21 protein-coding genes are annotated in these 25,523 nt (G+C 64.4%); 6 read left to right on the top strand and 15 right to left on the bottom strand.

The window, feature by feature from the left end; genetic code table 11:
* Positions 1-5: 5 nt before the first annotated feature.
* Positions 6-560, bottom strand: coding sequence for a hypothetical protein (locus HAPAU_RS01475; protein ID WP_157078405.1), 555 nt, complete (start codon positions 558-560; stop codon positions 6-8).
* Entirely contained in the window at positions 557-1,057 is a 501-nt protein-coding gene (locus tag HAPAU_RS20800) for a hypothetical protein (RefSeq protein ID WP_157078404.1), read from the bottom strand. Before HAPAU_RS20800 ends, HAPAU_RS01475 begins: the two co-directional genes overlap by 4 nt.
* A gap of 153 nt (positions 1,058-1,210) precedes the next feature.
* On the opposite strand from HAPAU_RS20800, the gene HAPAU_RS01470 reads away from it, so the two are divergent.
* From HAPAU_RS01470 to HAPAU_RS01460, 3 genes are all read left to right on the top strand, one after another.
* The gene (locus HAPAU_RS01470) at positions 1,211-1,744 is read left to right on the top strand and encodes a gamma carbonic anhydrase family protein (protein ID WP_066378668.1); all 534 of its coding nucleotides are present in this window, start codon (positions 1,211-1,213) and stop codon (positions 1,742-1,744) included.
* Between the two features lie 44 nt (positions 1,745-1,788).
* Complete coding sequence (gene folP / locus HAPAU_RS01465) at positions 1,789-4,209, top strand: dihydropteroate synthase (protein WP_066378661.1); 2,421 nt, start codon at positions 1,789-1,791, stop codon at positions 4,207-4,209.
* An 87-nt stretch (positions 4,210-4,296) separates the two neighbouring features.
* Positions 4,297-5,184: a sulfurtransferase gene (locus HAPAU_RS01460; protein ID WP_066378655.1), complete on the top strand. Its 888-nt coding sequence runs from the start codon at positions 4,297-4,299 to the stop codon at positions 5,182-5,184.
* A 72-nt stretch (positions 5,185-5,256) separates the two neighbouring features.
* On the opposite strand, the gene HAPAU_RS01455 is transcribed toward HAPAU_RS01460, so the two are convergent.
* The gene (locus HAPAU_RS01455) at positions 5,257-5,964 is read right to left on the bottom strand and encodes a class I SAM-dependent methyltransferase (RefSeq protein WP_066378653.1); all 708 of its coding nucleotides are present in this window, start codon (positions 5,962-5,964) and stop codon (positions 5,257-5,259) included.
* 88 nt (positions 5,965-6,052) lie between these two features.
* On the opposite strand from HAPAU_RS01455, the gene HAPAU_RS01450 reads away from it, so the two are divergent.
* The gene (locus HAPAU_RS01450; RefSeq protein ID WP_066378650.1) at positions 6,053-7,891 is read left to right on the top strand and encodes a S9 family peptidase; all 1,839 of its coding nucleotides are present in this window, start codon (positions 6,053-6,055) and stop codon (positions 7,889-7,891) included.
* Here HAPAU_RS01450 and HAPAU_RS01445 read toward each other — a convergent pair.
* Positions 7,888-8,448 carry a MaoC family dehydratase gene (locus tag HAPAU_RS01445; protein WP_066378647.1) on the bottom strand — a complete coding sequence of 187 codons (561 nt, stop codon included), beginning with the start codon at positions 8,446-8,448 and terminating at the stop codon, positions 7,888-7,890. The two genes, HAPAU_RS01450 and HAPAU_RS01445, sit on opposite strands and share 4 nt — an antisense overlap.
* Positions 8,449-8,532: 84 nt before the next feature.
* Between HAPAU_RS01445 and HAPAU_RS01440 the strand changes: the two genes are divergently transcribed.
* Complete coding sequence (locus tag HAPAU_RS01440; protein ID WP_066378642.1) at positions 8,533-9,354, top strand: YihY/virulence factor BrkB family protein; 822 nt, start codon at positions 8,533-8,535, stop codon at positions 9,352-9,354.
* Positions 9,355-9,458: 104 nt separating this feature from the next.
* Here HAPAU_RS01440 and HAPAU_RS01435 read toward each other — a convergent pair whose 3' ends face one another.
* The 9 genes from HAPAU_RS01435 to proS all read right to left on the bottom strand — a co-directional run bounded on the left by HAPAU_RS01435 (position 9,459) and on the right by proS (position 22,041).
* Complete coding sequence (locus tag HAPAU_RS01435) at positions 9,459-10,517, bottom strand: NAD(P)-dependent glycerol-1-phosphate dehydrogenase (RefSeq protein ID WP_066378641.1); 1,059 nt, start codon at positions 10,515-10,517, stop codon at positions 9,459-9,461.
* A gap of 92 nt (positions 10,518-10,609) precedes the next feature.
* The gene (locus HAPAU_RS01430; RefSeq protein WP_066378636.1) at positions 10,610-11,596 is read right to left on the bottom strand and encodes an NAD-dependent epimerase/dehydratase family protein; all 987 of its coding nucleotides are present in this window, start codon (positions 11,594-11,596) and stop codon (positions 10,610-10,612) included.
* A gap of 38 nt (positions 11,597-11,634) precedes the next feature.
* Complete coding sequence (locus HAPAU_RS01425) at positions 11,635-12,111, bottom strand: peroxiredoxin family protein (RefSeq protein ID WP_066378633.1); 477 nt, start codon at positions 12,109-12,111, stop codon at positions 11,635-11,637.
* Positions 12,112-12,192: 81 nt separating this feature from the next.
* A complete protein-coding gene (locus tag HAPAU_RS01420; protein WP_066378631.1) occupies positions 12,193-13,191 on the bottom strand; it encodes a DMT family transporter in 999 nt (332 codons plus the stop codon).
* Between the two features lie 141 nt (positions 13,192-13,332).
* Positions 13,333-13,827: a hypothetical protein gene (locus tag HAPAU_RS01415; RefSeq protein WP_066378629.1), complete on the bottom strand. Its 495-nt coding sequence runs from the start codon at positions 13,825-13,827 to the stop codon at positions 13,333-13,335.
* Complete coding sequence (locus HAPAU_RS01410; protein WP_066378627.1) at positions 13,811-15,523, bottom strand: sodium/proline symporter; 1,713 nt, start codon at positions 15,521-15,523, stop codon at positions 13,811-13,813. The genes HAPAU_RS01415 and HAPAU_RS01410 overlap by 17 nt, the downstream gene beginning before the upstream one ends.
* Positions 15,513-15,656: a hypothetical protein gene (locus HAPAU_RS21485; protein WP_169802603.1), complete on the bottom strand. Its 144-nt coding sequence runs from the start codon at positions 15,654-15,656 to the stop codon at positions 15,513-15,515. The genes HAPAU_RS01410 and HAPAU_RS21485 overlap by 11 nt, the downstream gene beginning before the upstream one ends.
* Positions 15,657-15,713: 57 nt before the next feature.
* Positions 15,714-20,270, bottom strand: coding sequence for a glutamate synthase large subunit (gene gltB, locus HAPAU_RS01405; RefSeq protein ID WP_066378624.1), 4,557 nt, complete (start codon positions 20,268-20,270; stop codon positions 15,714-15,716).
* A 319-nt stretch (positions 20,271-20,589) separates the two neighbouring features.
* On the bottom strand, positions 20,590-22,041 hold the full coding sequence (gene proS / locus HAPAU_RS01400) for a proline--tRNA ligase (RefSeq protein ID WP_066379377.1): 1,452 nt from the start codon (positions 22,039-22,041) through the stop codon (positions 20,590-20,592).
* 142 nt (positions 22,042-22,183) lie between these two features.
* Here proS and HAPAU_RS01395 point away from each other — a divergent pair, with 142 nt between their 5' ends.
* Complete coding sequence (locus tag HAPAU_RS01395; protein WP_157078403.1) at positions 22,184-24,034, top strand: asparagine synthase-related protein; 1,851 nt, start codon at positions 22,184-22,186, stop codon at positions 24,032-24,034.
* 41 nt (positions 24,035-24,075) lie between these two features.
* Here HAPAU_RS01395 and HAPAU_RS01390 read toward each other — a convergent pair whose 3' ends face one another.
* Positions 24,076-24,294, bottom strand: a complete 219-nt coding sequence (locus HAPAU_RS01390; RefSeq protein WP_066378615.1) for a hypothetical protein — start codon at positions 24,292-24,294, stop codon at positions 24,076-24,078.
* Positions 24,295-24,376: 82 nt separating this feature from the next.
* On the bottom strand, positions 24,377-25,414 hold the full coding sequence (locus HAPAU_RS01385) for a DUF7282 domain-containing protein (RefSeq protein WP_066378612.1): 1,038 nt from the start codon (positions 25,412-25,414) through the stop codon (positions 24,377-24,379).
* Positions 25,415-25,523 lie beyond the last annotated feature (109 nt).

The following is a 25,523-nucleotide window of genomic DNA, read 5'->3' as shown; positions in this document are numbered from 1 at the left end:
AAGAGTTAAATGAGATTAAATTTCGACTCAGAATATGTTCTTTTGTATGCTTCCGCTCTTTTATTCACTATTTTATCCGAATCTGAAACTCCATCTGATGCACTTGCTCTGAATGCATCTAACATGTCCTCAAAATATTCATAACCTTGAGACATAATTATCCCAACCTCTGCGATAGCTAATCCCACGAATGCGAGCAGGCGAAGTGCATCATCGATCGCTTTTTTATAACCTTCTCCATACAACAAGCTAAATACACCTCCATGCTTATAATTTGCCCACGTTCGGAATTGCAATAGAATATCATAAAACGTATACACTCCTTTTGTGTCTATATCTTCAAGCTCTCGAAAATTCTCATAGATCTGTTTCATATTCTTTTTTGCTTTTCTTTTAATAATACTATTCTGCTCCGCATATTCCCCCTCTGAGATTGGATAGGGGACGGTTTGATCAAACCAAGAATTCTGTATATCGTGTTTTTGAGGAAATAGCATGAATGGATACACATAAAGGTCACCTTGAAGATGGCTCATCATTTCTTTTCGATGTTTTTTCACATCTGCACATGTGACCCACCTTTTGCATTCTCGCGTATCTTGTTAAATCTGCAGTGCATTAATGCACTCTGTGCTTTAAATATTGAATAGTAGCACATCGTAATTCGCCATTCTACTGTCTTCATTCTCTCGCCTTCATCCTTCCCAATTGGGTCGTTTAGTGCAAATTCATCCCTCCATCCATTGGTGAGATTTCTTTCTATACTCTCTAAGTCACCACTGTATCTTGAGAAAAAATCGTTAAGCGCTGATTTATTACTGGATGCATTCTGTATAATATGATATAATATATGGCTTTGAATGTCCTCTAAGTTATCTTCCCATGCATACCCATAACATTTTACTTTTGATAGATCTATCATTAGATCGTTCATACAATCTTTTTCGCTAGATTGATACCGATTCGATTTATAGACCCACTTCCCATCCTCATATACATCATAAAGAGACTTGTTTAATTCACCGCAAAGATCGCCAAACGGGGCAGCTTGTTTCATGAAATCTCGACTATCATATACCATATTTGTATATTAAAATAATTGTAATAAATATTTAGTATTTTTTCATATCTGTATATTAGTATATAAAATTTTATAGATGTGATTATTACTTAACAAAATGGATTTGTACGAGCTGGCTATTTTGTATATATGATCAGGTCCTTCGACGGCACAGTACCGGAGATCGCCGAGTCGGCCTACGTCGACGAGAGCGCGGTCGTCATCGGCGATGTGGTGCTCGAAGCCGAGACGAGCGTCTGGCCCGGCGCGGTATTACGGGGCGACCACGGCACCATTACCCTGCGCGAGGGCGCGAACGTCCAGGACAACGCCACCCTCCACGAGGGTGTCGAACTCGGGGCCCATACTACGGTGGGCCACAACGCGATCGTCCACGCCGCCGAGACGGGCGAGCGAAGCCTCGTCGGGATGGGCGCGATCGTCCTCGACGGCGCGGTTATTGGAGAAGAGGCGGTCGTCGCGGCCAACAGCACCGTCACCGAGGGGACTGCGGTACCGGCTCGAACGCTGGTTGCAGGCGCACCTGCCGAGCCGGTGAAGGAACTCGACGACGCCGTGTTTGCGGCCGCCGCCGACCACTACGTCGAGAACGCGCGCGCTCATGCCGAGCGCTCGGAGGTCATCGAGCGCGGGACGGTTCGGCCCGACGAGGCGCTGGAATAGCACCCTCCGATAGTCCTAAGCACGCCCCGTTTTTCCTGTCGTACATGGAGTTTCACGACGCCGCGAACTTCCTCTTCGATCTGCGGCGCTTCCGTCCGAAACCCGGCACGGAGTCGACGGCCGAGCTCCTGCACTACCTCGATGACCCACAGGAGGGGCCCCGATACGTCCAGGTCGCCGGCTCGAACGGGAAGGGGAGTACCGCGAAGATGACCGAGTCGGTCCTCCGCGAATCCGGGCTATCCGTCGGGCTCTACACCTCGCCGCATCTCGACGACGTCCGCGAGCGCGTGCAGGTCGACGGCCGCCCCATGACCAAAGGCGCCCTCACAGAGTTCGTCGAGTCGATCGAACCCCACGTCATCGAGCGCGCGGCCGAAGGCGAGGCCCCCACCTTCTTCGAGGTGATGACCGCGATGGCGCTCCGGGAGTTCGGCCGTCGCGACGTGGACGTCGCGGTCCTCGAAGTCGGGATCGGCGGCCGATACGACGCCACCAGCGTGATCGACCCCGTCGCGAGCGCGGTGACGAGCGTCACACTCGAACACACCGGCATTCTGGGCGACACCATCGCGGAGATCGCCCGCGATAAGGCCCATGTCGCGCCCGCCGAGGGACCGCTCGTGACGGCCGCCGAGGGCGAGGCGCTCGCGGCCATCGAAGCACAGGCCGGCGAGGTCCTGACGGTCGGCCCTGAGGCAGAGGTCAGCACGGAGTACGGCGGGCGGACCAACCACGTCGAGAGCGCGGTCGCGCTCTCGGGTCCCGACTGGGCCGTCGAGACCCGGCTCCCGCTGTTGGGGAGCTATCAGGCGCGAAACGCAGGGATCGCGGCGGCGCTCGCCCGACAGGTCGGCGCGTCCGAGGCCGAACTGGAGCGCGGGCTCAGAAACGCCCACTGGCCGGGTCGCTTCGAGGTGATGGGCGAGGAGCCACTCACTATCCTCGACGGCGCGCACAACCCCGGGGCCTGCGAGGCGCTTTCCGAAACCCTCGCGGAGTTCGAGTACGACGACCTCTTCTTGGTGGTCGGCGCGATGCACGAGAAGGATCACAGAGGAATGGCCGACGCGCTTCCCGAACCGGATCACGTCGTCTGTACCCAGCCCGATCTCGACCGGGCGGAGGACCGCGAGGTGCTCGCGCGCGTCTTCGCCGAGCGCGGCGTCAAGGACGTCAAAACGCGCGGGGCGGTCTCGGGGGCGCTCACCCGCGCGCTGAAAGAGGCGGGGCCCGACGACTGCGTGCTCGTGGCGGGCTCGCTGTTCGCCGTCGCGGAGGCCCGCGAGCACTGGACGCGCGCCGAGATCCCCAAGCGAGTTCGCGATCTGGGCGAGGCCCGTTCGGTACTGGAGGGCTCGCATGTGACCTCGGCGGGCGTCTGGCGGATGCGCGGAAAGGCCGTCCACCGCGTGCTCAAGACCCGCGTCCAGCGCCGGCAGGCCCAATACTTGAAGGAGGAGATGCTCTCGCTTGGCGGGGAGTGCGCCCAGTCAGGGCTCAACGACCAGGACGAGGAGACCATCGACGTGGTCCTGATGGGCACGCTCGCGCAGTTCAAACGCCTCTGTGAGAAGCTCGAGGGCCAGCCCTACGGTCTGCCGGTCGTCGCCCGGAACGTCCGCGAGGCCCTCAGGATCGGGGTCGAACCCGCCTCGCATGGGTATCCGTGGGAGGACCGCACCGCGGTGATGGGTATCCTCAACGTCACGCCCGACAGCTTCCACGACGGCGGCGAGTACGAGCGCGTCGAGGACGCGGTCGCCCAAGCGGAACGCATGGTCGAGGACGGTGTGGATGTCATCGACGTCGGCGGCGAAAGCACCCGACCGGGCGCCGATCCTGTCCCCACGGAGGAGGAGATCGAGCGCGTGGTCCCCGTCGTCGAACGGATTGCGGACCTCGACGCGCTGGTATCGGTCGACACGCGCAAGGCCGCGGTCGCCCGCGCGGCGATGGAGGCCGGTGCGGACATACTGAACGACGTTTCCGGCCTCGAGGACCCCGAGATGCGGTTCGTCGCCGCCGAGTACGACGCGCCCTTGATCGTGATGCACAGCCTCGACGCGCCGGTCGACCCCGACCGGGAGGTCGCATACGACGACGTGGTCGAGGACGTAATCGGCGAACTCACCGAACGGGTGTTGCTCGCCGAGAAGGCCGGGCTCGATCGCGAGAAGATCATCGTCGATCCCGGGCTGGGATTCGCGAAGAGCGCCCGCGAGGGCTTCGAGATCCTCGGGCGGGTCGAGGAGTTCCACGCGCTCGGCTGTCCCGTGCTGATCGGTCACTCGCATAAATCGATGTTCGACCGGATCGGCCGCGATTCGGAGAACCGAACGGCGGCAACCATTGCCGGGACGACCATCGCGGCCGAACGCGGTGCGGATATCGTCCGGGTCCACGACGTCCCCGAGAACGTCGCCGCCGTCCGGGCGGTCGAGGCCGCAAACGGTGACCGATAGCGGGCAATATTGCGTCTTTCAGGGTGAACCGACGTATGCGGCCGCCGCCATAAGACCTGATAGGGTAGGGGACGTAGGCCGACCCGTATGTCCGATTATGATAACGACGTGCTCGTGAGTGCGGATTGGGTCGAGGACCATCTGGAGGAGTTCCAGAGCGACGACCCCGAGTATCGACTGCTGGAAGTGAACAACCCCACCGTCACGGCGGACTCGGAGTACACCGCCTACGAGGAGGGCCACGCGCCGGGCGCGATCTTCTTCGACTGGGAGGAGGACTTCACGAACCAGCAGACCCGCGACATCCTCTCGAAGGACGCCTTCGAAGAGACGATGGGCGAGGCCGGCATCACCGAGGACAGCACCATCGTCTTCTACGGCGGCGGCCGGGTTCCCAACTGGTTCGCGCTCTTTGCCTACTGGCAGGCCAAATACTACGGCCACGAGGACGCGAAGGTGCTCGACGGCGGGAAGGGCTACTGGGTCGACAACGACTACCCGCTGACCGACGAGGTACCCGAGTTCGACGCCCAGGAGTACAACGCCCGGGGCCCCTTCGAGTCGATCCGTGCGTACCGCGACGACGTCGATACCGCGATCGAGCAGGGGCTCCCGATGGTTGACGTGCGCTCGCCCGAGGAATTCAGCGGCGAGGTCATCGCGCCCGAGGGGCTCAACGAGACCGCCCAGCGCGCCGGCCACATCCCCGGGGCGAGCAACGTCCCCATCGCGACCATCCTGAACGACGACGGCACGTTCAAGAGCGCCGACGAACTGCGCGAGCTCTACGCCGAGGCCGGCGTCGACGGCGAGGAGTCGACCATCGCCTACTGCCGCGTCGGCGAGCGCTCCTCGATCGAGTGGTTCGCGCTGCGCGAACTGCTGGGCTTCGAGGACGTCCGCAACTACGACGGCTCGTGGACCGAGTGGGGCAGCATGATCCGCACCCCGATCGAGACCGGCGACGGCCAGTAGACGCACACCGCCCCGCCCGTTTTTTCGCGCTCGTGGCCCGCTACTGGCTCGTGTAGCCGAACGGGGAATCGTCTACCGGCTGGCGACGAACACGGAGGACTCGGCCGGCGTCGTCGGGTCGGGGAGCCAGTCCTCGCGCTTGACGACGAACCCCAGGTCGGCCAGGCGGGTCCCGATCTCGTCGTTCTCGAACTCAACCAGTTCGTGGCCGTCGACGAACCACGACTCCCCGTGGAGGACGACCGACTCCGCGCGCACCTCCCGGCCGTCTAACCGGCGGAACTGCTCGAAGAGCGCACAGGCGCCCCCGATCTCTCCGTCGTCATTCTCGATCCCGCCCGCGGTCCGGAGCGTCGGCGACTCCATGTCGGGGTACTCGCCCGTGTCGAGCACCAGCACCCCGTCCTCGCCCACGCGGTCCGCGAGCGCCGCCAGCGCCGGCTCCAGCTCGTCGGCCGCGAGGCGGTTCACCGTCATGAAGGGCGCGACCACGAGATCGAACTCCCCATCGACCGACAGCCCCGGCAGCCCCCCGACGTGGAACGTCGAATCCGACCGCTCGCGCGCGCGTTCGACCATCGCCGGGGACGGGTCGACGCTGACGGCATCCACGCCGGCGGCCTCGAACCGCCGGACGTGCTCGCCGGTCCGACAGCCCACGACGAGCGCCCGGTCGGCCGCGGGCGCTCGCTCGAGGGCGAACGCCACCTCCTCCGCGTAGGGCTTCCGGGCGTACAGCGCGTCGTGAACCCCCGGATGGTCGTGGAGGGATTGTTTCATACACTACATGTTATATTGACATATAATAAACGCCACGGCCGGGTTCCGCGACCCGAAACCCTATGCGAATCCGGCGACAGGCCGCCACATGGCATACCCGTTCGAACGCTATCTCAACGTCCGCAACGCCTACGGGGCGTCGTTCGGCCCCGAGGGCGATCGGCTCTCCTTCCTGATGGATACCACGGGCGTTCCGCAGGTCTGGTCGCTCGACTCTCCCCGGGCGTGGCCCGACCAGCGCACCTTCGACGACGAGCGCGTCACCTTCACCGCCTTCTCGCCTACACGCCCCGAACTCGTCTTCGGGATGGATCGGGGCGGTAACGAGCGTCAGCAACTCTTTTTACTGGACGAGGATGGCATGATCGATCCCTTAACCGATAAGCCGAGCGCCAAACACCGCTTTGGCGGGTGGTCTCACGACGGCGACCGGTTCGCCTTCGCCTCGAACCGTCGCGACGAGGCCGTCTTCGATATCTACGCCCAGGGCCGCAACGAGCGCGGCGAGGAGGCAGAACTGATCCACGAGGGCGAGGGTTGGCTCGAAGTCGGCGGGTGGAGTCCCGACGACTCGCGACTGATCGTCACCGAGGCCTCCTCCAGTTTCGATCAGGACGTCTTCGTCCTCGATATCGAGTCGGGCGAGCTGACCCACCTGACGCCGCATGAAGGGGCCGTTCGCTTTCAGAGCACGAGCTGGGGACCGAACGGAGGAATCTACCTCGTGACCGACCTCGATAGCGACACGCTGTATCTCGCGCGACTCGACACCGGGACGGGTGATCTGGACGTCGTCGAAGACGGTGGAGACTGGAACGTCGATGGGGTCGCGATCGACGAAGAAAGCGGGCGAATCGTCTACTCACGCAACGTCGAGGGCTACGCGGAACTCACTGTCGGGGAGTTCATCGGCGAGACGGAGATCCACGAGTTCCCTGCCCCCGACCTGCCCGAGGGGGTCGCCGGCGGAGTGAGCTTCGGACCCGACGGCGAGCGGTTTGCGGTGAGCGCGACCGGCAACACGGAGAACACGAACGTCTACGTGGTCGACGTCGAAACGGGCGAGACCGAACGCTGGACCGACGCCGCCACCGGCGGGATCCCCCGTGAGCGATTCGCTTCCTCCGAACTCGTGCGTTTCGAGTCGTTCGACGTTGACGGGCAAAACCCGTCCGCCCGCGGGACGGAGTCCCGCGCTGGCCGGGAGATCCCCGCCTTCTTCTCGCTGCCCGCCGACGCGTCCGCAGGCGAGACGCCGGTGATCGTCGACATCCACGGCGGGCCCGAGGGCCAGCGCCGGCCCTCGTTCAGCCCGGTCAAACAGTACTTCCTCAATCGGGGCTACGCCTACTTCGAGCCCAACGTCCGCGGTTCGTCGGGATATGGTCGCGAGTACACCCACTTGGACGACGTCGAAAAGCGCATGGACTCGGTTGCAGACATCCGGGCTGGCGTCGAGTGGCTGCACAGCCAGTCCACAATCGATCCCGACAGGATCGTCGCGCTCGGCGGCTCCTATGGCGGGTTCATGGTACTCGCAGCGCTCACCGAGTACCCCGACCTGTGGGCCGCCGGCGTGGACATCGTCGGTATCGCGAACTTCGTGACGTTCCTCGAGAATACCGGCGACTGGCGGCGCGAACTCCGCGAGGCCGAGTACGGATCTCTCGAACGCGACCGGGAGTTTCTCGAATCCGTCTCGCCGATCAACAACATCGACTCGATCGAGGCCCCGCTGTTCGTCCTCCACGGCGAGAACGACCCGAGAGTCCCCGTGGGGGAGGCCGAACAGATCGCCGAGCGTGCGAAAGAGCACGTCCCCGTCGAGACGCTGATCTTCGAGGACGAGGGCCACGGTTTCACCAAACTCGAGAACCGTATCGAGGCCTACACGAGGATCGCGACGTTCCTCGAAGAGTACGTCTAACCGAGACCCTCCGGTTGGGTGCCGACGCCCTCGGGCCACCCCGTCGGCTGCTCCGGGGAGGGCTCTGCGTATTCGCGTTTGAGCACCATCGGGGTGCGCTCCAAGGAGAGCACCTTCGTCCCGTCCTCGTTGTACGCCCGGAGTTCCGTTGTAACGATCCCGACGTGGTCTCGAGAACTGCTCTCGCGTTTCTCCAGGACCTCGCTCTCGGCGAAGATCGTGTCGCCGTGGAAGACCGGCGCGTGATGTCTGATCCTATCGTAGCCGAGGTTGGCGGTGGCGTTCATCGAAATGTCGATGACGCTCATCCCCACCGCGAGCGCAATAGTGAAAGTGCCATCGACGAGGCGCTCGCCGAACTCCGTTTCGGCGGCGTAGGCCTCGTTGAAGTGCATCGGGTTGAGGTTCATCGTCAGGTTGGTGAACCAGACGTTGTCGGTCTCGGTGACGGTTCGCCCGTAGGGGTGTTTGTAGATATCGCCGACGGCGAAGTCCTCGAAGTAGCGCCCCTCCCAGCCCGAAACCAGCCTGCGGTCGTGGTCGTAATCGTCCGCCATACTCCCCGCTCCGTCGCCAGCGCCATAAGACCCACCGCCCACGATTCGAAGGGGTTTCCCCGCTGGTCGCTGTGGGTCGACTTGATGGGGGAGTACCGCGAGTGGCTTCGCGCGCTAAAGGCGTCGATCGCCGTCGGGAGGGAACAGCACATCACCGTCACGGCCGCCGGATTGGGGTATTACGCCTTCAACTCGCTGATCCCCCTCCTGTTGCTCCTCACGATCGGCGTCTCGATCGTCCAGAGTCCCGGGACGACGGCGGGGGTGCTCGCATCGATCACCGGCCTCCGTGCCGCCGAGATCGAACCCGTGATCGCGGAGGTCGCCGGGAACGGAGGGGCCCGGACCCGGGCGGGACTGATCGCCGCGGGCATCTTCCTCTACAGCACGGCGACGATGTTTCAAGCCGTGAACATCGCGTTCAGCGAGATCTACGGCACGCGAAAGCGACGGTCGGGCCTCCGGAAAATCGCCGATTCGCTCCTCATATTCGCGATCGTGCTGGTCGCGCTCTCGCTGATTGGCGGGGTCGGCGTCGCGCTCGCGCTCGTCGTCGACAACGTCGCCGTCTCGGTGCTCAGCGTTCCCCTACTGCTTGGGGCCTTCTTCCTCGCCTTCCTCCCGATGTACTACCGCTTTCCGGCCGAATCGGTTACCCTCGGCGAGGCGATGCCCGGCGCGGCGTTCTCGGCGGTCGCGTGGACGCTTTCGGCGCTCGGCTTCCGGGTGTACGCGACGACCTCCGACAGCGTCGCGCTCTACGGGGTCGCCGGTGCGGTTCTGCTGGTGCTTACGTGGCTCTATCTCGGCGGGTTGATCCTGCTTCTGGGGGCGATCTTCAACGCCGTTCTGGCGGGACGAACCGACGCCGACGAGGACTGGCTCCCGACCGAAGAGGCGGAGTGACTCGGAGGGTGTATCGTCGCCATCCGGATGGTTCGCCTCACGGGAGCCGACACCGTGGTTCGATATCCGGACAGGAAACCTATGAACTCCTACGACAATCCCTCTCAGATCACGCCGGTGACGGTCGCCGCCTCGCGGGCCGCCCGCTCGTTCATCCCGTTGCCGAGGATGGTGTAGCGGTCGCGGATCTCGTGGGCGCTCGTCAGCGCTTCGAGCACCTCCTCCTCGTCGAGCCCGAGCTCGGCGGCCGTCGTCGGCGCCTCGATGCTCGACAGGGCGTCCCGGATCGCACTCCAGCGCCCGCTCTCACCGCTGTGGAGGTACTCGACCATGATCGAGCCGACCCCCACTTGATGGCCATGCAGCGCTCTCCCGGGAGCGATCCGGTCGAGCTGGTGGCTGAAGAGGTGTTCCGCGCCCGAGGCCGGTCGGGAAGACCCCGCAATGGACATCGCGACGCCCGAGGAGACCAGCGCCTTCGTGACGATCCACGCCGACTCCTCGAGCCCGCGCTTGATCGAGTCGGCGTTGCCCACGAGCATCTCTGCGGTCATCTCCGACAGTGCCGCCGAGTACTCCGAATACTCGACGTTCTGGAGGCGATTGGCGAGCCGCCAGTCCTTCACCGCGGTGTAGTTCGAGATGATGTCCGCACAGCCCGCCGTCGTCAGCTCCCACGGCGCGTTCGCGAGCACGGTGGTGTCGGCGACGACGGCCACCGGCGGGTCCGCGGCCACCGAGTGACGGGTGTCGCCCTCGGGGACCGAGCCCCGTCCGGAGACGATCCCATCGTGGCTCGCGGCGGTCGGGACCGAGACGAAGCCGGTTCCGATCTCGTCGGAGGCCATCTTCGCGATGTCGATGGCCTTTCCGCCGCCGATCCCGATGAGGTAGCCCGCCTCCTCGCTTCGGGCCGCCTCGATCACCTCTTGAACGGCCGCGAAACTCGCCTCCTCGACGACGATGACCGCCGGCTCGATCCCTCGATCCCCGAAGTCCTCGATCACCCGGTCGCCGGCGACCTCTCGGGGGGTCGGGCTGGTGACTATCAGCGGCCGACCTGTGAGGTGGAGCTCGTCGATCGCCTCGACGGCCCGGTCGAGCACGCCGTGGCCGATGAGTACGTTCCGCGGGAGGCGGATCCAGCTGGATTTCTCGAACATACGGGGAGGAGACGCCCGCCGGCCAAACCGTTTGCTCTTGACTTCGAACCCGACGACCGATCGCCGACTCGGCGTCGGCTCGATCCACGGACCTACAGCGTATCGAGCACGCCCAGCACGCGTTCTTCGGCCTCGCGACCGGGGTCGTACTCGGCCCCGTCGCGGTCGCTCTCTTCGTGTTCCGCGACGGTGCGGGCCATCGTTTCCCCGATTGGCGTCGATTCCCAACCGAGATCCGATAGTTTCGCCGTCGACATGACGTGTGGGTACTCCCGATAGAGCGTGAAATCGTCGGGCGAGAGCCCGCCGGTGGCGAGTTCGCGCTCGCCCGCGGTGACGACTTCGACCTCCGTTTTCGCGACCTCGGCGATCGTTTCGAGCGTCTCTTCGAGCGTGAGCAGCTGGCGATCGCCGACGTTGTAGGCCTCGCCCGCAGTACCGGACTCGCCGACGATCCGCAGCGCGCTCGCGACGTCCCCGACGTAGACACGGTGCCAGAGGTGTTGGCCGTCGCCGGGCACGACCACGCGGTCGTGATTCAGCACCCGGTCGATCCAGTAATCGAGGCGTTCGGTGTAGTCATAGGGTCCGTAGACGATGCAGGGCCTGACGGCCATCGCCTCGACGCCGCGCTCTGCGGCCTCGAAGACCGCCCGGTCGCCCTCGGCCTTGCGCGCGCCGTAGGTCGCCGGCGAGTCGTCGGTCGCCTGCTCGGGCGTGCAGGCTTCGAGCGGCGTCTCGCCCTCGCGTTTCGGGACGTGTTCGACCCCGTACGAGGAGCCGCTCGAAACGTAGACGTACCGGGCATCGGCGAAGACCTCCGTGGCCGCGCGGACCTGCTCGGGGTAGTACGCGATACAGTCGATCACGAGGTCGGGATCGACCGAGACTGCGGCGGTCTCTAGGGCGGTTTCGTCGTTGCGGTCGCCCTCGACGTGGGTTACCCGGTCGTTTCCGGCGAAGGGGTTCTCGTGGTTGCCCCGGTTGAAGATCGTCACCTCGTACTCGTGATCCAGTAGCTCTCGGACCGTGTGGCGGCCGATAAAGCGGGTGCCGCCGACGATGAGTGCGGTGTCCATGCTCGGAGATCGGTCACCGCTCGCATAGACCCGGCGATTCAGAAGGGGTCCTCGAATTCGTTGCGGATGAAATAGCGGATCCAGTTCCCATACACCCGGTCGGTAAGGTCGTCGGCGACCTGTTCGTAGCGCACCTCGCCCTCCGAGTCGATCACGTAGACGCCCGAAATGCCGGTGACGCCGTATTTGGTCTCCTCGGTGCCGCTGTAGCGTTCAGCGACCTCGCCGTCGGGATCGGCCAGTAGTTGAATGTCCAGATCGTAGCGGTCGCGCATCTCGGTGACGCGGCCGAGCGGGCTGGGGACGACCGGGAGGATATCCACACCGTCGTTGAACCAGAGGTCGTAGGAGACCTCGCTGAACGTTTGCAACTGTTCGGCACAGAAGCTACACCAGTACCCGCGGTTGATCACCACGACGGTCGGCCCCTCTTCGAGCGTCTCCGAGAGGGTGATCGGTTCGCCGGCGGTGCTTTCGAGCGTGAAATCGGGTGCGGACTCGCCTTCGAGTGACATGACACTCGCTACGAGGGCGCGGCGCTACTTAGGGGCGCGTCGGTGTGGCAGGTGGTGCGCAAAAGCGCCGATAGACCGTTTTCAGTCCCGGTAGTAGACGCTCGTACCGACGACCACCAGATCGGGCGAGCGGGACGCCCGGCGGTGGCGTATGCGACCGGTCAGTCCGGTGACCTTCCAAGTGAACGTCGACCACTTGCAGAGCCAGAAGCCGAAGGCGATCACGGCGAAGCCGAGCAGCGTCGCGTCGGTGACGGGCTCGCCCAGCAGCGCCCAGCCGCTCGCGGTCGCCACCACGGGGGTCGCGTAGCTGACGAGGCTGGTCTCGATCGGGCCGACGCGCTCCTGGAGGTCGAAGTACGCCAGATAGCCGATCGCGCTCGCGAAGACCGCGAGGAAGAGCACGGCCCCGACCCCCGTGGCGGTCCACTCGATGGCCCCGAACGACTCGGCGGGGTGGAGCGCGCTCGTGAGGTGCAGCGACAGCGCCCCGACGCCCATCATCCACGCCTGCAGCGAGAGCATCGGCAGGGTCGTCCGCATCCGGACCGTAAGCACCGCGCCGAGCGCGAAGCTCGTCGCGCTCAACACGAGCAGGCCGACCCCGTAAAGCTGACCGCCCGCCAGCGCCTCGGGGCTCGGCTGGGCGATGATTCCCACACCGAGGAGGCCGAGCGCGAGCCCGGCAACGCCGGTGAGGCCCAGACGCTGGTTCGGCAACAGCGCGAGCGCGAACACGGGCGTCATCACGGGCGTCAGGCTCAGGACGATCGAGGCCACGCCGCCGGTGACGTACTGCTGGCCCGTAAACAGCAACGCGAAGTGCGCGCCGACGAGCAACACGCCGCCGAGGCCGATCAACAGCCAGTCGTCGTAGGTGGTCGGCCGCCAGGCGGCCCCCGTGTAGGCGACGTAGCCGAACAGCAACAGCGCCGCGATGTCGTAGCGAAACGCCGCAAACAGGACGGGCGGAAGCGACTCGAGACCGATGTTGATCGCGGGAAACGACGCACCCCAGACGAGCGCAACCACCGCGAACAACCCAACGTTTCTGAATTTGTAGATGTTTTCGAGCTGCATTTGGTATCGGTTGAAATCTCCTCTATATCCGCCGTAGATCGCTCGTAGACATGAAGCTTGCCGAAGAAATGCTACCATATGACGCGCTCTCACGGAGGTATCTAGTCAGGATTTGTATAGTAATTGTTCATCCGGATTCCGTCACTCGACGAGCGGTTCGGCGGAGCCCCGAACGCTGTCGACGATGGCGTCGCCGTCGGGGCGGGCGGCGAGCCAGAACAGTTTGTGGACGTCGACAGCGCGCTCGATCGCGATGTCGGGAGAATCGCCCATCGAGAACCGCCGGAGACACCACCCGAACACCGCCTCTCGGGCCTTCTCGTCGGCCTGTTCGGCCGAGAGCTCCGTGGGAACGACCAGCACGTCCTCGACGGCTCGCGGTTCGGGTTCGGGGAGGGTATCGGCACGGACCGCGAGCCGTCTGGCACGGTCGACGCTCACGACGTACTCCTCGCGTCGATCCCCGAAAAAACGCCGCGGGACCGTGACAGCCACCTCGTAGATCCGGTAGGGGTACGCGACCGCGCCGACGGCCCCGGTCGAGTCGACCTCCTCTCGGGCGATCGACGGCGGGATCACTGACAGGTCGGCGCGCTCGCGACGCTCGCCGACGAGCCGCTCAGTTGGCCCGCTCATCGTCGTGTTCGTGGTCGTCCCAGTACCCCGACGCCCGGACGTGTGCGCGGACGGTGTCGGCCTCGGTGACGGCCTTCGGCCGCGTCCCGCCGTCGGTCACGTAGTCGGGAGTGCCGCCGGCGCTCCCCCTGGAGGTGATCGCCGACAGGGGCTTGTCGAAGACCTCGAACTGCTCGTCGACGCCATCGGGCGGGGTCGTGAGAAGCGAGACGGCGATCAAGGTCAGCGTCGAGAGGATAAAGGCCGGGAACAGCCCGTAGACGGTGACCAACCCGTAGAGAAACGCCGAGGACTCCGCGGGCATCGCACCCAACGCCCCGAGGACGGTCGGCAGTTGGGTCCAGAGGATCATCGTGGTGGTGCCGACGACCATGCTCGTGACCGAGCCCTCCGCGGTGACGCCCTTCCACCACAGTGCCGCGATCAGCGTCGGGCCGATGGCCGCGCCCAGTCCACCCCACGCGTAATCGAGCACCAGCGTGTAGACGGGGGTGTTCTGGGCGAGGAAGGCGAAGGCAATGCTCGCGGCCCCGAGCGCGAGCGTCGTGATCCGGGAGTATCTCACCAACTGGGCCTCGGTCGCCTCGCGGTCGAGAAAGCCGTGATAGACGTCCTCGACGACGGCACTTGTCGCGACCAGGAGTTGTGAATCGGCGCTCGACATCATCGCCGCCAGCGCGGCCGCGAGGATGATCCCCGCGATCACGCCGGGGAAGAGTTCGAGGGTGAGCCGCGGCATCACGTCGTCGCCGGCGACGCCCCCGCCGAAGACGGCGAAGGCGTACAGCCCCACCAGCGCGGCGCCGATGTAGGCGACGAACATGAACAGCTGGGCGACCACCGCCGCCAGCCGGATGTTCTTGACCCGGTCGATCCCCATGAACCGGACCATGACGTGGGGATTGCCGGGGATCCCCAGCCCGATCGCGGCGTAGCTGATGATCCCGAAGACCGCCGCCCAGCCGCTCGCCCCGGCGGTGATGCTCACCATCGCGTCGCCCCCGGTCGCTGCGATCTGCTCGAAGGGCAGGCCGTAGGCCCCGAAGGCCAACACCGGCAGCGCGATGAACGCCGCGAGGATGATCGCACCCTGGAAGTAGTCGGACCACGCCACGGCGAAGTAACCCCCGAGCATCGTGTAGCCGACGACGATGATCCCGCCGACGACGATCCCGATCCAGGGGGCGACGCCGGTCAGCACCTCGAGGAGGACGCCCGCGGCGACGATCTGCGCGCCGACGTACCCGCCCTCGAAGACCAGCAGAACGACCGCCGAGGTCGCCTTGACCAGCCCCGAATCGTCGCCCAGACGCGTCTCGAAGAACGTCGGCAGCGTCACCGCCCGGACGATCTCGGTGTATTTGCGCAGCCGTTTGGCGATACCTGCCCACGCCAGCAGATCCGCGGGGATCATCCCGAGCCCGTTGTAGAAGGCCATGATCCCGGTGTTGTAGGCGTCGCCGGGCACCCCGAGGGTGAGCCAGCCGCTCATCTCGGAGGCGCGTTCGGAAAAGCCCGTCACCACCGGACCGATCTGCCGGCCGCCGATGACGTAGTCGCCGACCGAGTCGGTCAGCCGCGAGGCGTACAGCCCGATCCCGATCAGGACGAGGAGATAGGTCCCGAAAGTGGCGAGCACCCAGACGCCGGCCCCGCCGGCGATCCCGCCCGTCTGGAGGGGGAGTTCACTCCACATTCTCGATCCCGTACTCCTCGCGGAGGCGTCGCTCGCGACGGCCCTCCCAGACGTAGTAGACGATCAGCATGACGAAGAACACGACGAACGGGATGACCAGCCCGATCCAGTCGAGTGCGCTCAGTGGTGGCATACACCATCCATGCCGGGTCGTGGATTTATACCCACCGATCACCCGTCCCTCGGGCGATCAGTCGGCGCTGACGCCGCCGGTCGTGACCGTCTCGACCGATTCGGCGCGAGCGGGTGGGGAATCCCGGACGTCGTCTGCGCCCTGCTGGAGCACCTCGTTGTAGGCGTCGGGCATGACCTTCACGAACCGCTCTCTGTACTCGTCCCACTCTGCGAGGATCTCACGGGCACGCTCGCTGTTGGTGTAGGCCGCGTGGTTCTCGATCAGCCGTCGGAGCATGTGCTCGTCACGCTCCGAGAGGTCCCGCGAGAGCGTCACCATGCCCGTGTTAGCTCGCTCCTCGAAGTCGCCGGGTTCGTCGAGGACGTAGGCGACCCCGCCGCTCATCCCGGCGGCGAAGTTCTTGCCCGTCTCCCCGAGGACGGCGACCACGCCGCCGGTCATGTACTCACAGCCGTGGTCGCCGACGCCCTCGACGACCGCCTTCACGCCCGAGTTCCGGACGCCGAAGCGTTCCCCCGCTTGACCGTTGACGTAGAGTTCGCCGCTCGTCGCACCGTAGAGCGCGACGTTGCCGATCGCGATGTTCTCCTCGGCGGTGTATGCCGCGTTTTCGGGGGTCCTGACGACGATCTTCCCGCCCGAGAGGCCCTTGCCGACGTAGTCGTTCGCGGTTCCCGTCAGGTGCATCGAGACCCCCGAGGCGAGGAACGCCCCGAAGCTCTGGCCCGCCGTTCCCGAAAGCCCGACCGAGATCGTGTCGTCGGCCAGCCCCTCGCCCCCGTACTCGCGCGAAACGCGGTTCGAGAGCATCGCGCCCACCGCCCGATCCACGTTGGTGATGGGGGTCTCGATCGCGACGGGTTCCTCGTCGGCGAGCGCGGGTTCGGCCTCCGCGATGAGGTCGTGATCGAGCTGCTCGTCGATCTCGTGGGTCTGTTCCCTCGTCTTGGTGTGCTCGTCGCCTGCCAGTGGGGCGAGAACAGTTGAAAGATCGAGTTTCTTCGCCTTTGGCTGGGAGACGTCCTCGCGCTGTTCGAGGTGTTCCGGCCGTCCGATCATCTCCTCGACCGTCTCGAAGCCCAGTTCGGCCATGATCTCGCGCAGTTCCTCGGCGATGAACGTCATGTAGTTGATGACGTGTTCGGGCTCGCCGGGGAAGCGTTCGCGCAGCTTCATCGCCTGCGTGGCGACGCCCACCGGACAGGTGTTGTTGTGACACTGCCGTGCCATCACACAGCCCGAGGTGACCAGCGAGGCGGTCCCGAAGACGTACTCCTCGGCACCGAGCAGGGCGGCGACCGCGACGTCCCGCCCGGTTTTCATCCCGCCGTCGGCCGTGACGCGGATCCGCGATCGCAGGCCGGTCGCGTGGAGCATCTGATTGGCCTCCGCGAGCCCGAGCTCCCACGGCAGGCCCGCGTGTTTGATCGAGGTTCGGGGCGAAGCGCCGGTACCTCCTGAATGGCCCGAGATGTGGACCACGTCGGCGTTGGCCTTTGCGACGCCCGCGGCGATGGTGCCGATCCCGGCCTCGGAGACGAGCTTGACGTTGATGTCGGCCTCGGGGTTCGCGGCCTTCAGGTCGTGGATCAGCTGTTTGAGGTCCTCAATCGAGTAGATGTCGTGCAGCGGCGGCGGCGAGATGAGGCCCACACCGGGGGTCGCGTACCGGACGTGCGCGATCATCTCGTTGACCTTCTCGCCGGGGAGGTGACCGCCCTCGCCCGGCTTCGACCCTTGGGCCATCTTGATCTGGATCTCCTCGGCGGAGGTGAGGTACTCGCTGGTGACGCCGAATCGCCCGGAGGCGACCTGCTTGACGTTACACGCCCTTTCGGTGCCGAAGCGTTCCGGGGGCTCGCCGCCCTCGCCGGTGTTGGACTTCCCGCCGATCCGGTTCATCGCGATCGAGTTGTTCTCGTGGGCTTCGGGGGAAAGGCTCCCGAGACTCATCGCCGCCGTCGAGAACCGTTTGACGATCTCCTCGACCGGCTCGACCTCCTCGATCGGGATCGACTCCCTTCCTTCGGAGTCGAACTCCAACAGTCCCCGCAGGGTCTGTAGCTCCCCATGCTGGTCGTTGATGAGTTCGGCGAACTCCCCGTAGCGCTCGTAGTCGCCCGCCCGCACCGCCTGCTGGAGGATCCCCACCGTCTCGGGGTTCCACTGGTGGTGAATTCCTCCTGATCTGTTCTCGAACTCGCCCTGACGCTCGATGTCGGGGTCTTCGCCGAAGCCCACCGCGTGGCGTGCAAGCAGGTCCTCCTCGATCTCAGTGAGGCCGATCCCCTCCGTTCGGGCCTCGGTCCCCTCGAAGTACTCGGCGACGAAATCGGAATCCAATCCTACTGCCTCGAAGATCTGTGCGCCCTGGTAACTCTCGACCGTCGAGATGCCCATCTTCGACATTACCTTGAGCAGGCCGTCCTCCAAGGCGCCGATGTAGCCCGCGATCGCGTTGGCCTCGCGTGCGCCGTCCGGCCCCGCCACGAGGTCCGCGATGGTCCGGTAGGCCAGGTAGGGGTTGACCGCGCCCGCACCGTAGCCCACGAGGGTGGCGACCTGATGCACCGTTCGGGGGTCGCCCGACTCGACGACGAGTCCGGCGTGGTTTCGGAGCCCGTTTCGCACGAGGTGGTGATGGACTGCGCCCGTCGCGAGCAGGCTCGGGATCGCCACTCGCTCGGAACTCGTCTCCCGATCCGAGAGAACGATGATCTCCGCACCGGCTTCGATCGCCTCGACGGCTTCTCCTCGTACCCTCTCGACCGCGCGCTCCAGATCCGTCTCGGGGTCATAGGTGATGTCGACCACGCTCGAGGAGAGCCCGTCTCGGTCGAGGGCCTTGACCTCTGCCGTCTGACGGTCTGAGAGGATCGGCGAGTCCGCCACGAGCTGGCGGGCGTGCTCGGGCGACTCGTCGAGGAGGTTACGCTGGAAGCCCAGCCGGCTCTCCATCGAGGTGACGAGTTCTTCGCGGATGTAATCGAGCGGCGGGTTCGTCACCTGCGCGAACAGCTGTTTGAAATAGGAGAAGAGCGGGCGGTTGAAGTCCGAGAGTACCGAGAGGGGCGTGTCGTCGCCCATCGACCCGACAGGGTCCTTGCCCTTTTTGGCCATCGGCTCGAGCAGGTTGTCGAGTTCGTCGTGGGTGTAGCCGAACGCGGCCTGCAGTCCCCGGAGCTCGCCGTCGAGCTCCGCGAGGGTGAGATCGTCCGGGCGGGGCAGGTCGTCGGTCGAGCCCTGATTCGTCAGGTCGTTCGCGAGATCGTTGACGTTCACTTGATTTTCGGCGACCCAGTGTTCGTATTTTTCGTCGGTCAACCCATCGAAGACCTCCTCGTCGGGGATGACCCGTCCCTCCTCGGGATCCGCGAGGAACAGTTGACCGGGCTGGAGCCGGCCGCGCTCCTCGATCTCGCTGGGGTCTTTGTCGACCGCACCGGCCTCGCTCGCCATGATCAGCGTGTTGTCGGTGGTGATGTCGTAGCGACACGGCCGGAAGCCGTTGCGGTCGAGCACCGCGCCGACCCGGTCGCCGTCCGTCGCCGCCACCAGCGCGGGGCCGTCCCACGGTTCGATCAGATTGGCGTGAAAGTCGTACCAGGCTTTCCGGTCCTCGGGGAGGTCGTTTGCCTCGTCGCGCCACGCCTCGGGGATCAGCATGCGCAGCGCGTGGGGCAGGTCCCGACCGCCCTGCAACAGGAGTTCCAGTGCGTTATCGACGCTCGCGGTGTCGGACTGTTCGAGGTCGTCGATGATCGGCTTGATCGCCTCGGTGTCGAGTTCCTCGTGGGCGATGTCCGTCTCACGGGCGCGCATCCAGTTGATGTTGCCTTGGATCGTGTTGATCTCGCCGTTGTGAATGATGTTGCGGTAGGGGTGTGCGAGATGCCATGCGCCGAGCGTGTTCGTCGAAAACCGCTCGTGGACCATCACGAACGTCGATTTCATTCGCTCGTCGGTCAATTCGGGGTAGTAATCGGGGACCTGCTCGCCCTTCAGCAGTCCCTTGTAGACGACCGTTTTCCGATCCAGCGAACAGACGTAAAACCGGCTCCACTCCTCGTTTTCCGCCTCCTTGACCCGGTTTTCGACCGCCCGGCGGCCGACGTAGAGCGCCCGGTCGAACTCCTCGTCCGAGAGATCTCGGGGTTTTACAAAACACTGCCGGACATCGGGTTCCGAATCGAGTGCGGTCTGGCCGATCTCGGTGTTGTCCGTCGGGACGTCCCGCCACGCGACCACCTCGAGTCCGTCATCGGAAAGCGTCTCGGCGACGAGTTCCTGAAGCTCCTCGCGGGCGGTCTCGTCCTGCGGGAGGAAAAACGAGCCGACGGCGTACGTCTCGGGAAGCTCGCAGTCGAGAACCTCGGCGAAGAACTCATCGGGTCGCTGTAGCAGGATCCCCGCCCCGTCGCCGGTGTTCTCCTCGGCGCCCGTCGTCCCCCGATGTTCGAGGTTCGAAAGCAGTTCCAGCCCATCGGCGACGACCCCGTTGTCGGCCCCCCCATCGAGATCCATCACAACGCCGACGCCGCAGTTCGATCGCTCGTCGGTCGGGTCCGCAAGCCCCCGCTGGGTAGTCGTCCCGCTAGCGTGGTTGGTCATACAGTCACAGGGGTATTTCGACCTTATTAACGTACCCCTGAAGGACTAAGGGTCTGTTAATGCCATATTATGATCCTTATGTCACTCATGAACAAACAGGATATATTAACATCTGTTAATCGGAGCCCAAAGTAGTGGGAGATTCCGATAGGTTCTCCCCTATCCCTCGAACGTTCGTCGGCTTTAGAGTCGAGATTCTGTCTCGTCACGTTCGTTCGTGGTCCTGTCATCCCATGACCAACAACATCGCTGGAGGTCCGGGGCACCGACCTGGCGGACCGAACTCGACCCGCGCGCGTCGTGGCGGTCGTCGACGGAATCAATACGACTTCGCGAAGTAGGCCGTCTCCTCCGCGTCCTCCCCACAGACCGCACAGTCGTCGTCGGGTTCCTCGCCCTCCATCGGCACCATCACGATCTCGGCGGCGATCTCGTCCTTGATCGCCGTCTCGCAGTCCTCATCGCCGCACCACGGCGCTCGGACGTACCCACCGAACTGGCCGATCGTCCCGAGGATCTCCTCGCGGCTGTCGGCCTCGCGAACGTTCTCCTCGAGGTTCTCCTCGGCGGCGGCATAGAGTTTCGCGTAGACCGTATCGAGATGTTCCTCGACTGTCGCGACGATCCCGTCTCGCTTCTCGACGTGGTTCTCCCCGTCGGGGCGATGGACCGCCGTCACCTCGCCGTCCTCGACCTCGTGGGGCCCGATCTCCAGACGGAGAGGGGTCCCCAGTAGTTCCCACTCGTTGAACTTGAAGCCGGGGTTTCGTTCATCGCGGTCGTCGAGTTCAACTCTGAAACCCGCCTCTTCGAGGTCGTCAGCGATCCCCTCGCTGTACTCGAGGACCTCCTCGCGGTTCTCCTCCTGCCAGATCGGGACGATCACGACCTGTTCGGGCGCCACGGTGGGCGGCAGGACGAGCCCCTGATCGTCCGAGTGGGTCATGATCAGCGCGCCGATCGCTCGCCACGAGAGGCCCCACGAGGTGGTGTGGGCGACGGTCTCCTCCTCGTCCTCGTCGACGAAGGTGATGTCGAACGCCTCGGCGAACGACTGGCCGAGGTGGTGGCTGGTGCCGCCCTGAACACTCTTGCCGTCGGGCATGAGTGCCTCCACCGTCGTCGTCGTGTCTGCACCGGGGAACTTGTCGTGTTCGGGTTTGCGCCCGCGCATCACCGGAATCGCGAGCACGTCCTCGTAGACCTCCTCGTACTGCTTCAGGCGGGTCATCGTCTCGTCCCACGCGTCGTCGTGGTCCCTGTGGGCGGTGTGGCCCTCCTGCCAGAGGAACTCCTTGGTCCGGAAGAACGGTTTCGTCTCGGTCGCCTCCCACCGGACTACTGAACACCACTGGTTGACTCGCATGGGGAGGTCCCGGTGGCTGCGGATCCACTGGCTCAGGAACGGCGCGATGATCGACTCGCTGGTCGGCCGTACGGCGAGGCGCTCCTCTAGCTCCTCGTGGCCCCCCTGCGTGACCCACGCCACTTCGGGGTCGAACCCCTCGACGACGTCCTTTTCGCGCTCTAAATAGCTCTCGGGGATGAAGAGGGGAAAGTACGCGTTCTGAACCCCCGTCTCCTTGAACCGCCCGTCGAGGTAGGACTGGATCACCTCCCAGAGGGCGTATCCGCGTGGCCGGGTAACGATAAAGCCGCCCATCGGTGCGTAATCCGCGAGTTTCGCCTTCCTGACGACCTCGGCGTACCACTCGCCGGGGCTGTGCTCCTTCGACTCGGTGATGCCGAGTTCCTGCTCACCGTTGCTCATGTCCTCCCTGTTCCCGACGACGCGCTTAAACCCGCGGTATTCGGCCACACCGGTGTGGTGATGTGACGTCCGCTCCCGCCGACCGTTTCGTAGGCTGTGGGTAACGACACCGTGTCTTCGCTTAGCCTGTCGGTAACTATTCGTGTTCGACACACTACAATTCTACATGGTCGGTGTGTTGGGTGTGACGGGCGCGGTAGAACGACCGACAGCGGCGTTGCTCGACCCGCTCCGCTGGGACGAGGACGAGACCGTCGAAACGACGGTCGGCGACGAGCTACTGGTCCTGACGGCCACTCACGGCCCGACCGACGATCCCGTTCGCACCGACGGCCACGACGCGATCTGGACGTTCGGGGAGATCCACGGCTTCGAGGGCGAGAGGTACGAGAACCGATACGACGGTTGTTACACCGACTCGGAGTACACCGCGGAACTCTATCGGGAACACGGGCTCGATTTCGCCCGGGGTATGAACGCCACCGCGAGCGTCGTGCTCCACCAGCGCGAACGCGATCGACTGGTGGTCGTCACCGACCGCCTCGGCACACACCCCGTCTACTACGCCGAGATCCCCGAAGGGGTCGTCTTCTCGACTAGCGTCCAGACGCTGTTGGGCCATCCTGACGTCGATCCCGCGATCGACACTGACGGGCTGTACTCGTATCTCGCGTTCAATCGCGTCCCGGGCGTCGACACCCCGTTCGAGGGCGTCAGTACCCTGCCGCCGGGCTCGATCACGACGATCGACCTCCCGACCGGCGATCTCGACGTCGAACGCTATTGGCGACTCGAGTACGACCCGCTGGACCGCTCCTTTTCGTACTTCGTCGATCGATTCGTCGAACTCCTCCAACGCGTGTTCGCGGAACGGGCCGACGACGACCGTCGCTACGGGATCCTGCTTTCGGGCGGCAGCGACTCTCGACTGCTGCTCGCGGCGGCGGAAGGGATCCCTGTCGCGTATCACCTCGCCGACTGGATGAGCCGCGAGGCCCGCACCGCAGAACGGATCGCCCTCCTCGCAGGTGCGGATTTCCGACTCCTGAAGCGGCCTGACGACCACGTAGAGCGGATGCTCGAACATGTCCCTCGACACATGAACTTCAACGGACGGTTCGATCAGGCGCACCTCCACGGGTTCGACGCCCGCATCCGCGAGGAGTGTGACGTCCTCGTCACCGGCCTGTACGGCGATTCGTTTTTCAAAGGCGGGCTCGTACCCGCCTTCGATCTCGATCTCGGCCCGATCGGTTCGGTTTCGACGCCGATCGCCCGCGAGGTCGACTCGATCGACGGGTATCTCGACGCACTCGGCGGGTCGCTTCCGTCCTTCGTCGAAACCCCGCCGTTGATCGAGTCGGTCCTCCGTGCGACCCTCAACGAGCGCGCGGGGGGATCGGTTGCGTTCGGCGGGATCGAGTACGCCTCTCTCTACGACCTCGCACTGTTCGGCTCGTACTACCCGCTCTCGAATGACAGCGACTACCACTACTTCGGACTCACCCAGATGGCCCACCAGTGGACGCCATTTCTCGACAACCGGTTCATCGATCTGGCGTGTTCGATGCCGATCCGGTATCACCTCCGGCGTGACGTCGTCAACGCCGCACTCAGCGCGCTCTCGCCGACGCTCGCGAACATCCCACATGCGGAGACCGGCGTCCGACCGACGAGCCAGTTCCCGTTCGATCTCGCCAAGAAGTACGGGTCACTGTTCTGGCGCAAACACGCAGTCGACGAGCGGTCGCCGAAACCGTACTACTCGCGGGGGCCGTGGCGCGACCGAGGGGTCGTTCTCCGTGAGCGCGATTTCGGACGGGAGGTACTCGACCGCAACGACGCCCTGCTCGACGCCCTCCCGTTTCTCGACCGCGAGGCCGCGTACGCGTGTTACGATGCCCACATGGCGGGCGCGGATAACACCACGGAGCTATACACCCTGTTTACGGTCCTCGAAATGCCCGTCTTCGAGGAACTCGCCGGTCGATAATTCGCGGGGGCGTCCGTCCCGCGGAGCGGCCCTCGAAGCGGCTATCTCCCCGGTCCGCCCCGGCCGCTCGTGATGAACGAAAAGAACCGGACACAGAGGAGGATCCCCGCCGCGACGACGACCGTAACGGTCGCGAGCAACCAGAGGTTGTAGAGGGCGACCAGCGGGATCGGCACCCGTGGGTCGAGCGTGGGGATCGCGGCCGACAGGACGAGCGTCCCGACGACACCCACGACCGCGAGCGCATAGAGCCTCCGCATCGCTCGGCGCTACACGCCCGACGCGTTTCAACCCCTCGCTGCGGGCCGCTCGGGGCGGTCGCTCCGTCCGAACCTCGGAGGATCAGTCGTCCTCGTCGTCCTTCTCGTCTTTCCCGTCCTTTTCCCGGTCGCCCTTCCGGTCCTCGGTGTCCTCGTCGTCTTTGTCGTCTTCGTCTTCGTCCCTGTCCTCTTCGTCGTCGTCCTTCTCGTCATCGTCCTCTCGCTCTTTCTCGTCCTCGCTCCCCTCCTCGTCCTCCTCTTTCCCGTCTTCACCGTTCTCCTGTTCTTTTTCGTCCTCGTCTCCGTTCTCGTCGCCCTCGCCCTCGCCCTCGTTGTCCTGCTTTTCGTCCTCGTTCTCTTCTTCTGCCTCCTCGTCCTCGCCGTCGGGGCCGATCGGCTGTGGGACGAGGACGCCCTCTCTGATCAACTCCGTTTGTCGCTCGGCGACCTCCTTCTGATCCTCGTCGTCCGCGTCGACGAGGACCGTCGCGAGGTCGTGAGAGACGCCGATGTCCTCGACGTCGCGGTTCCCGTTCTGGAACGCCCCGTCGACCTTCTCGGGTTCCTCGAAGAGGTCCGGCGTCGAGGGGTCGTCGGGACAGTTGAACGTGTCCTCGTCGGTCGTGTTGTGGTGTGGGATGGCGATCATGACCTGACTCTCGTCGAGCGGTCCCACATCGGCTGCCCCGAGTTCGACGGCGGGCGAATCCGAACGGAACAGCGGGACCTCGAGGTCCTCGTAGACGCCGGGTTCGAGGTACTCCGTGATGCCGATCAGCGACTCACAGATAGGGTTGTCCAGTTCGTCGGGGATCGGGACGTCGTACTCATCGGGGTCTTCCCCCTCGGCGAACTGGAAGCGGCTGTACTGGTGAATCGACTGATAGCCCCCCTCGTTCAGTTCGAGGCGATCGACCGTCACGGTCGGCCCGCTGTCGTTGTTGGCGACCGTCTGATCCGGGAAGCTGACGTTCGCGGTCGGTGGCGCTTCGTCATCGTTCTCGTCTCCCTCGTCGGCGGCGGCGGTCCCGATCCCGCCGAACGCGAGCAAGCCGGCCGTCCCCGCCCGAATAACGGTTCGTCGCGATACGTCGGTTCTGATTCGATTGGTTCGATCCACACTGCTGGAGGCGCCGGTTTCGGAGATGTATCTATTGGTCTATAATTCTGCCCCAGAAAGGAGTTCGTGTATGATATGTAGTGGTTCGTCTCTGGGTCGTTCAGTCCGT

The sequence above is a fragment of the Halalkalicoccus paucihalophilus genome, from assembly GCF_001593955.1.
GTDB lineage: Archaea > Halobacteriota > Halobacteria > Halobacteriales > Halalkalicoccaceae > Halalkalicoccus > Halalkalicoccus paucihalophilus.
Note: the sequence above shows the minus strand (reverse complement) of the source record. Positions and strands in the feature narration are given on the sequence as shown.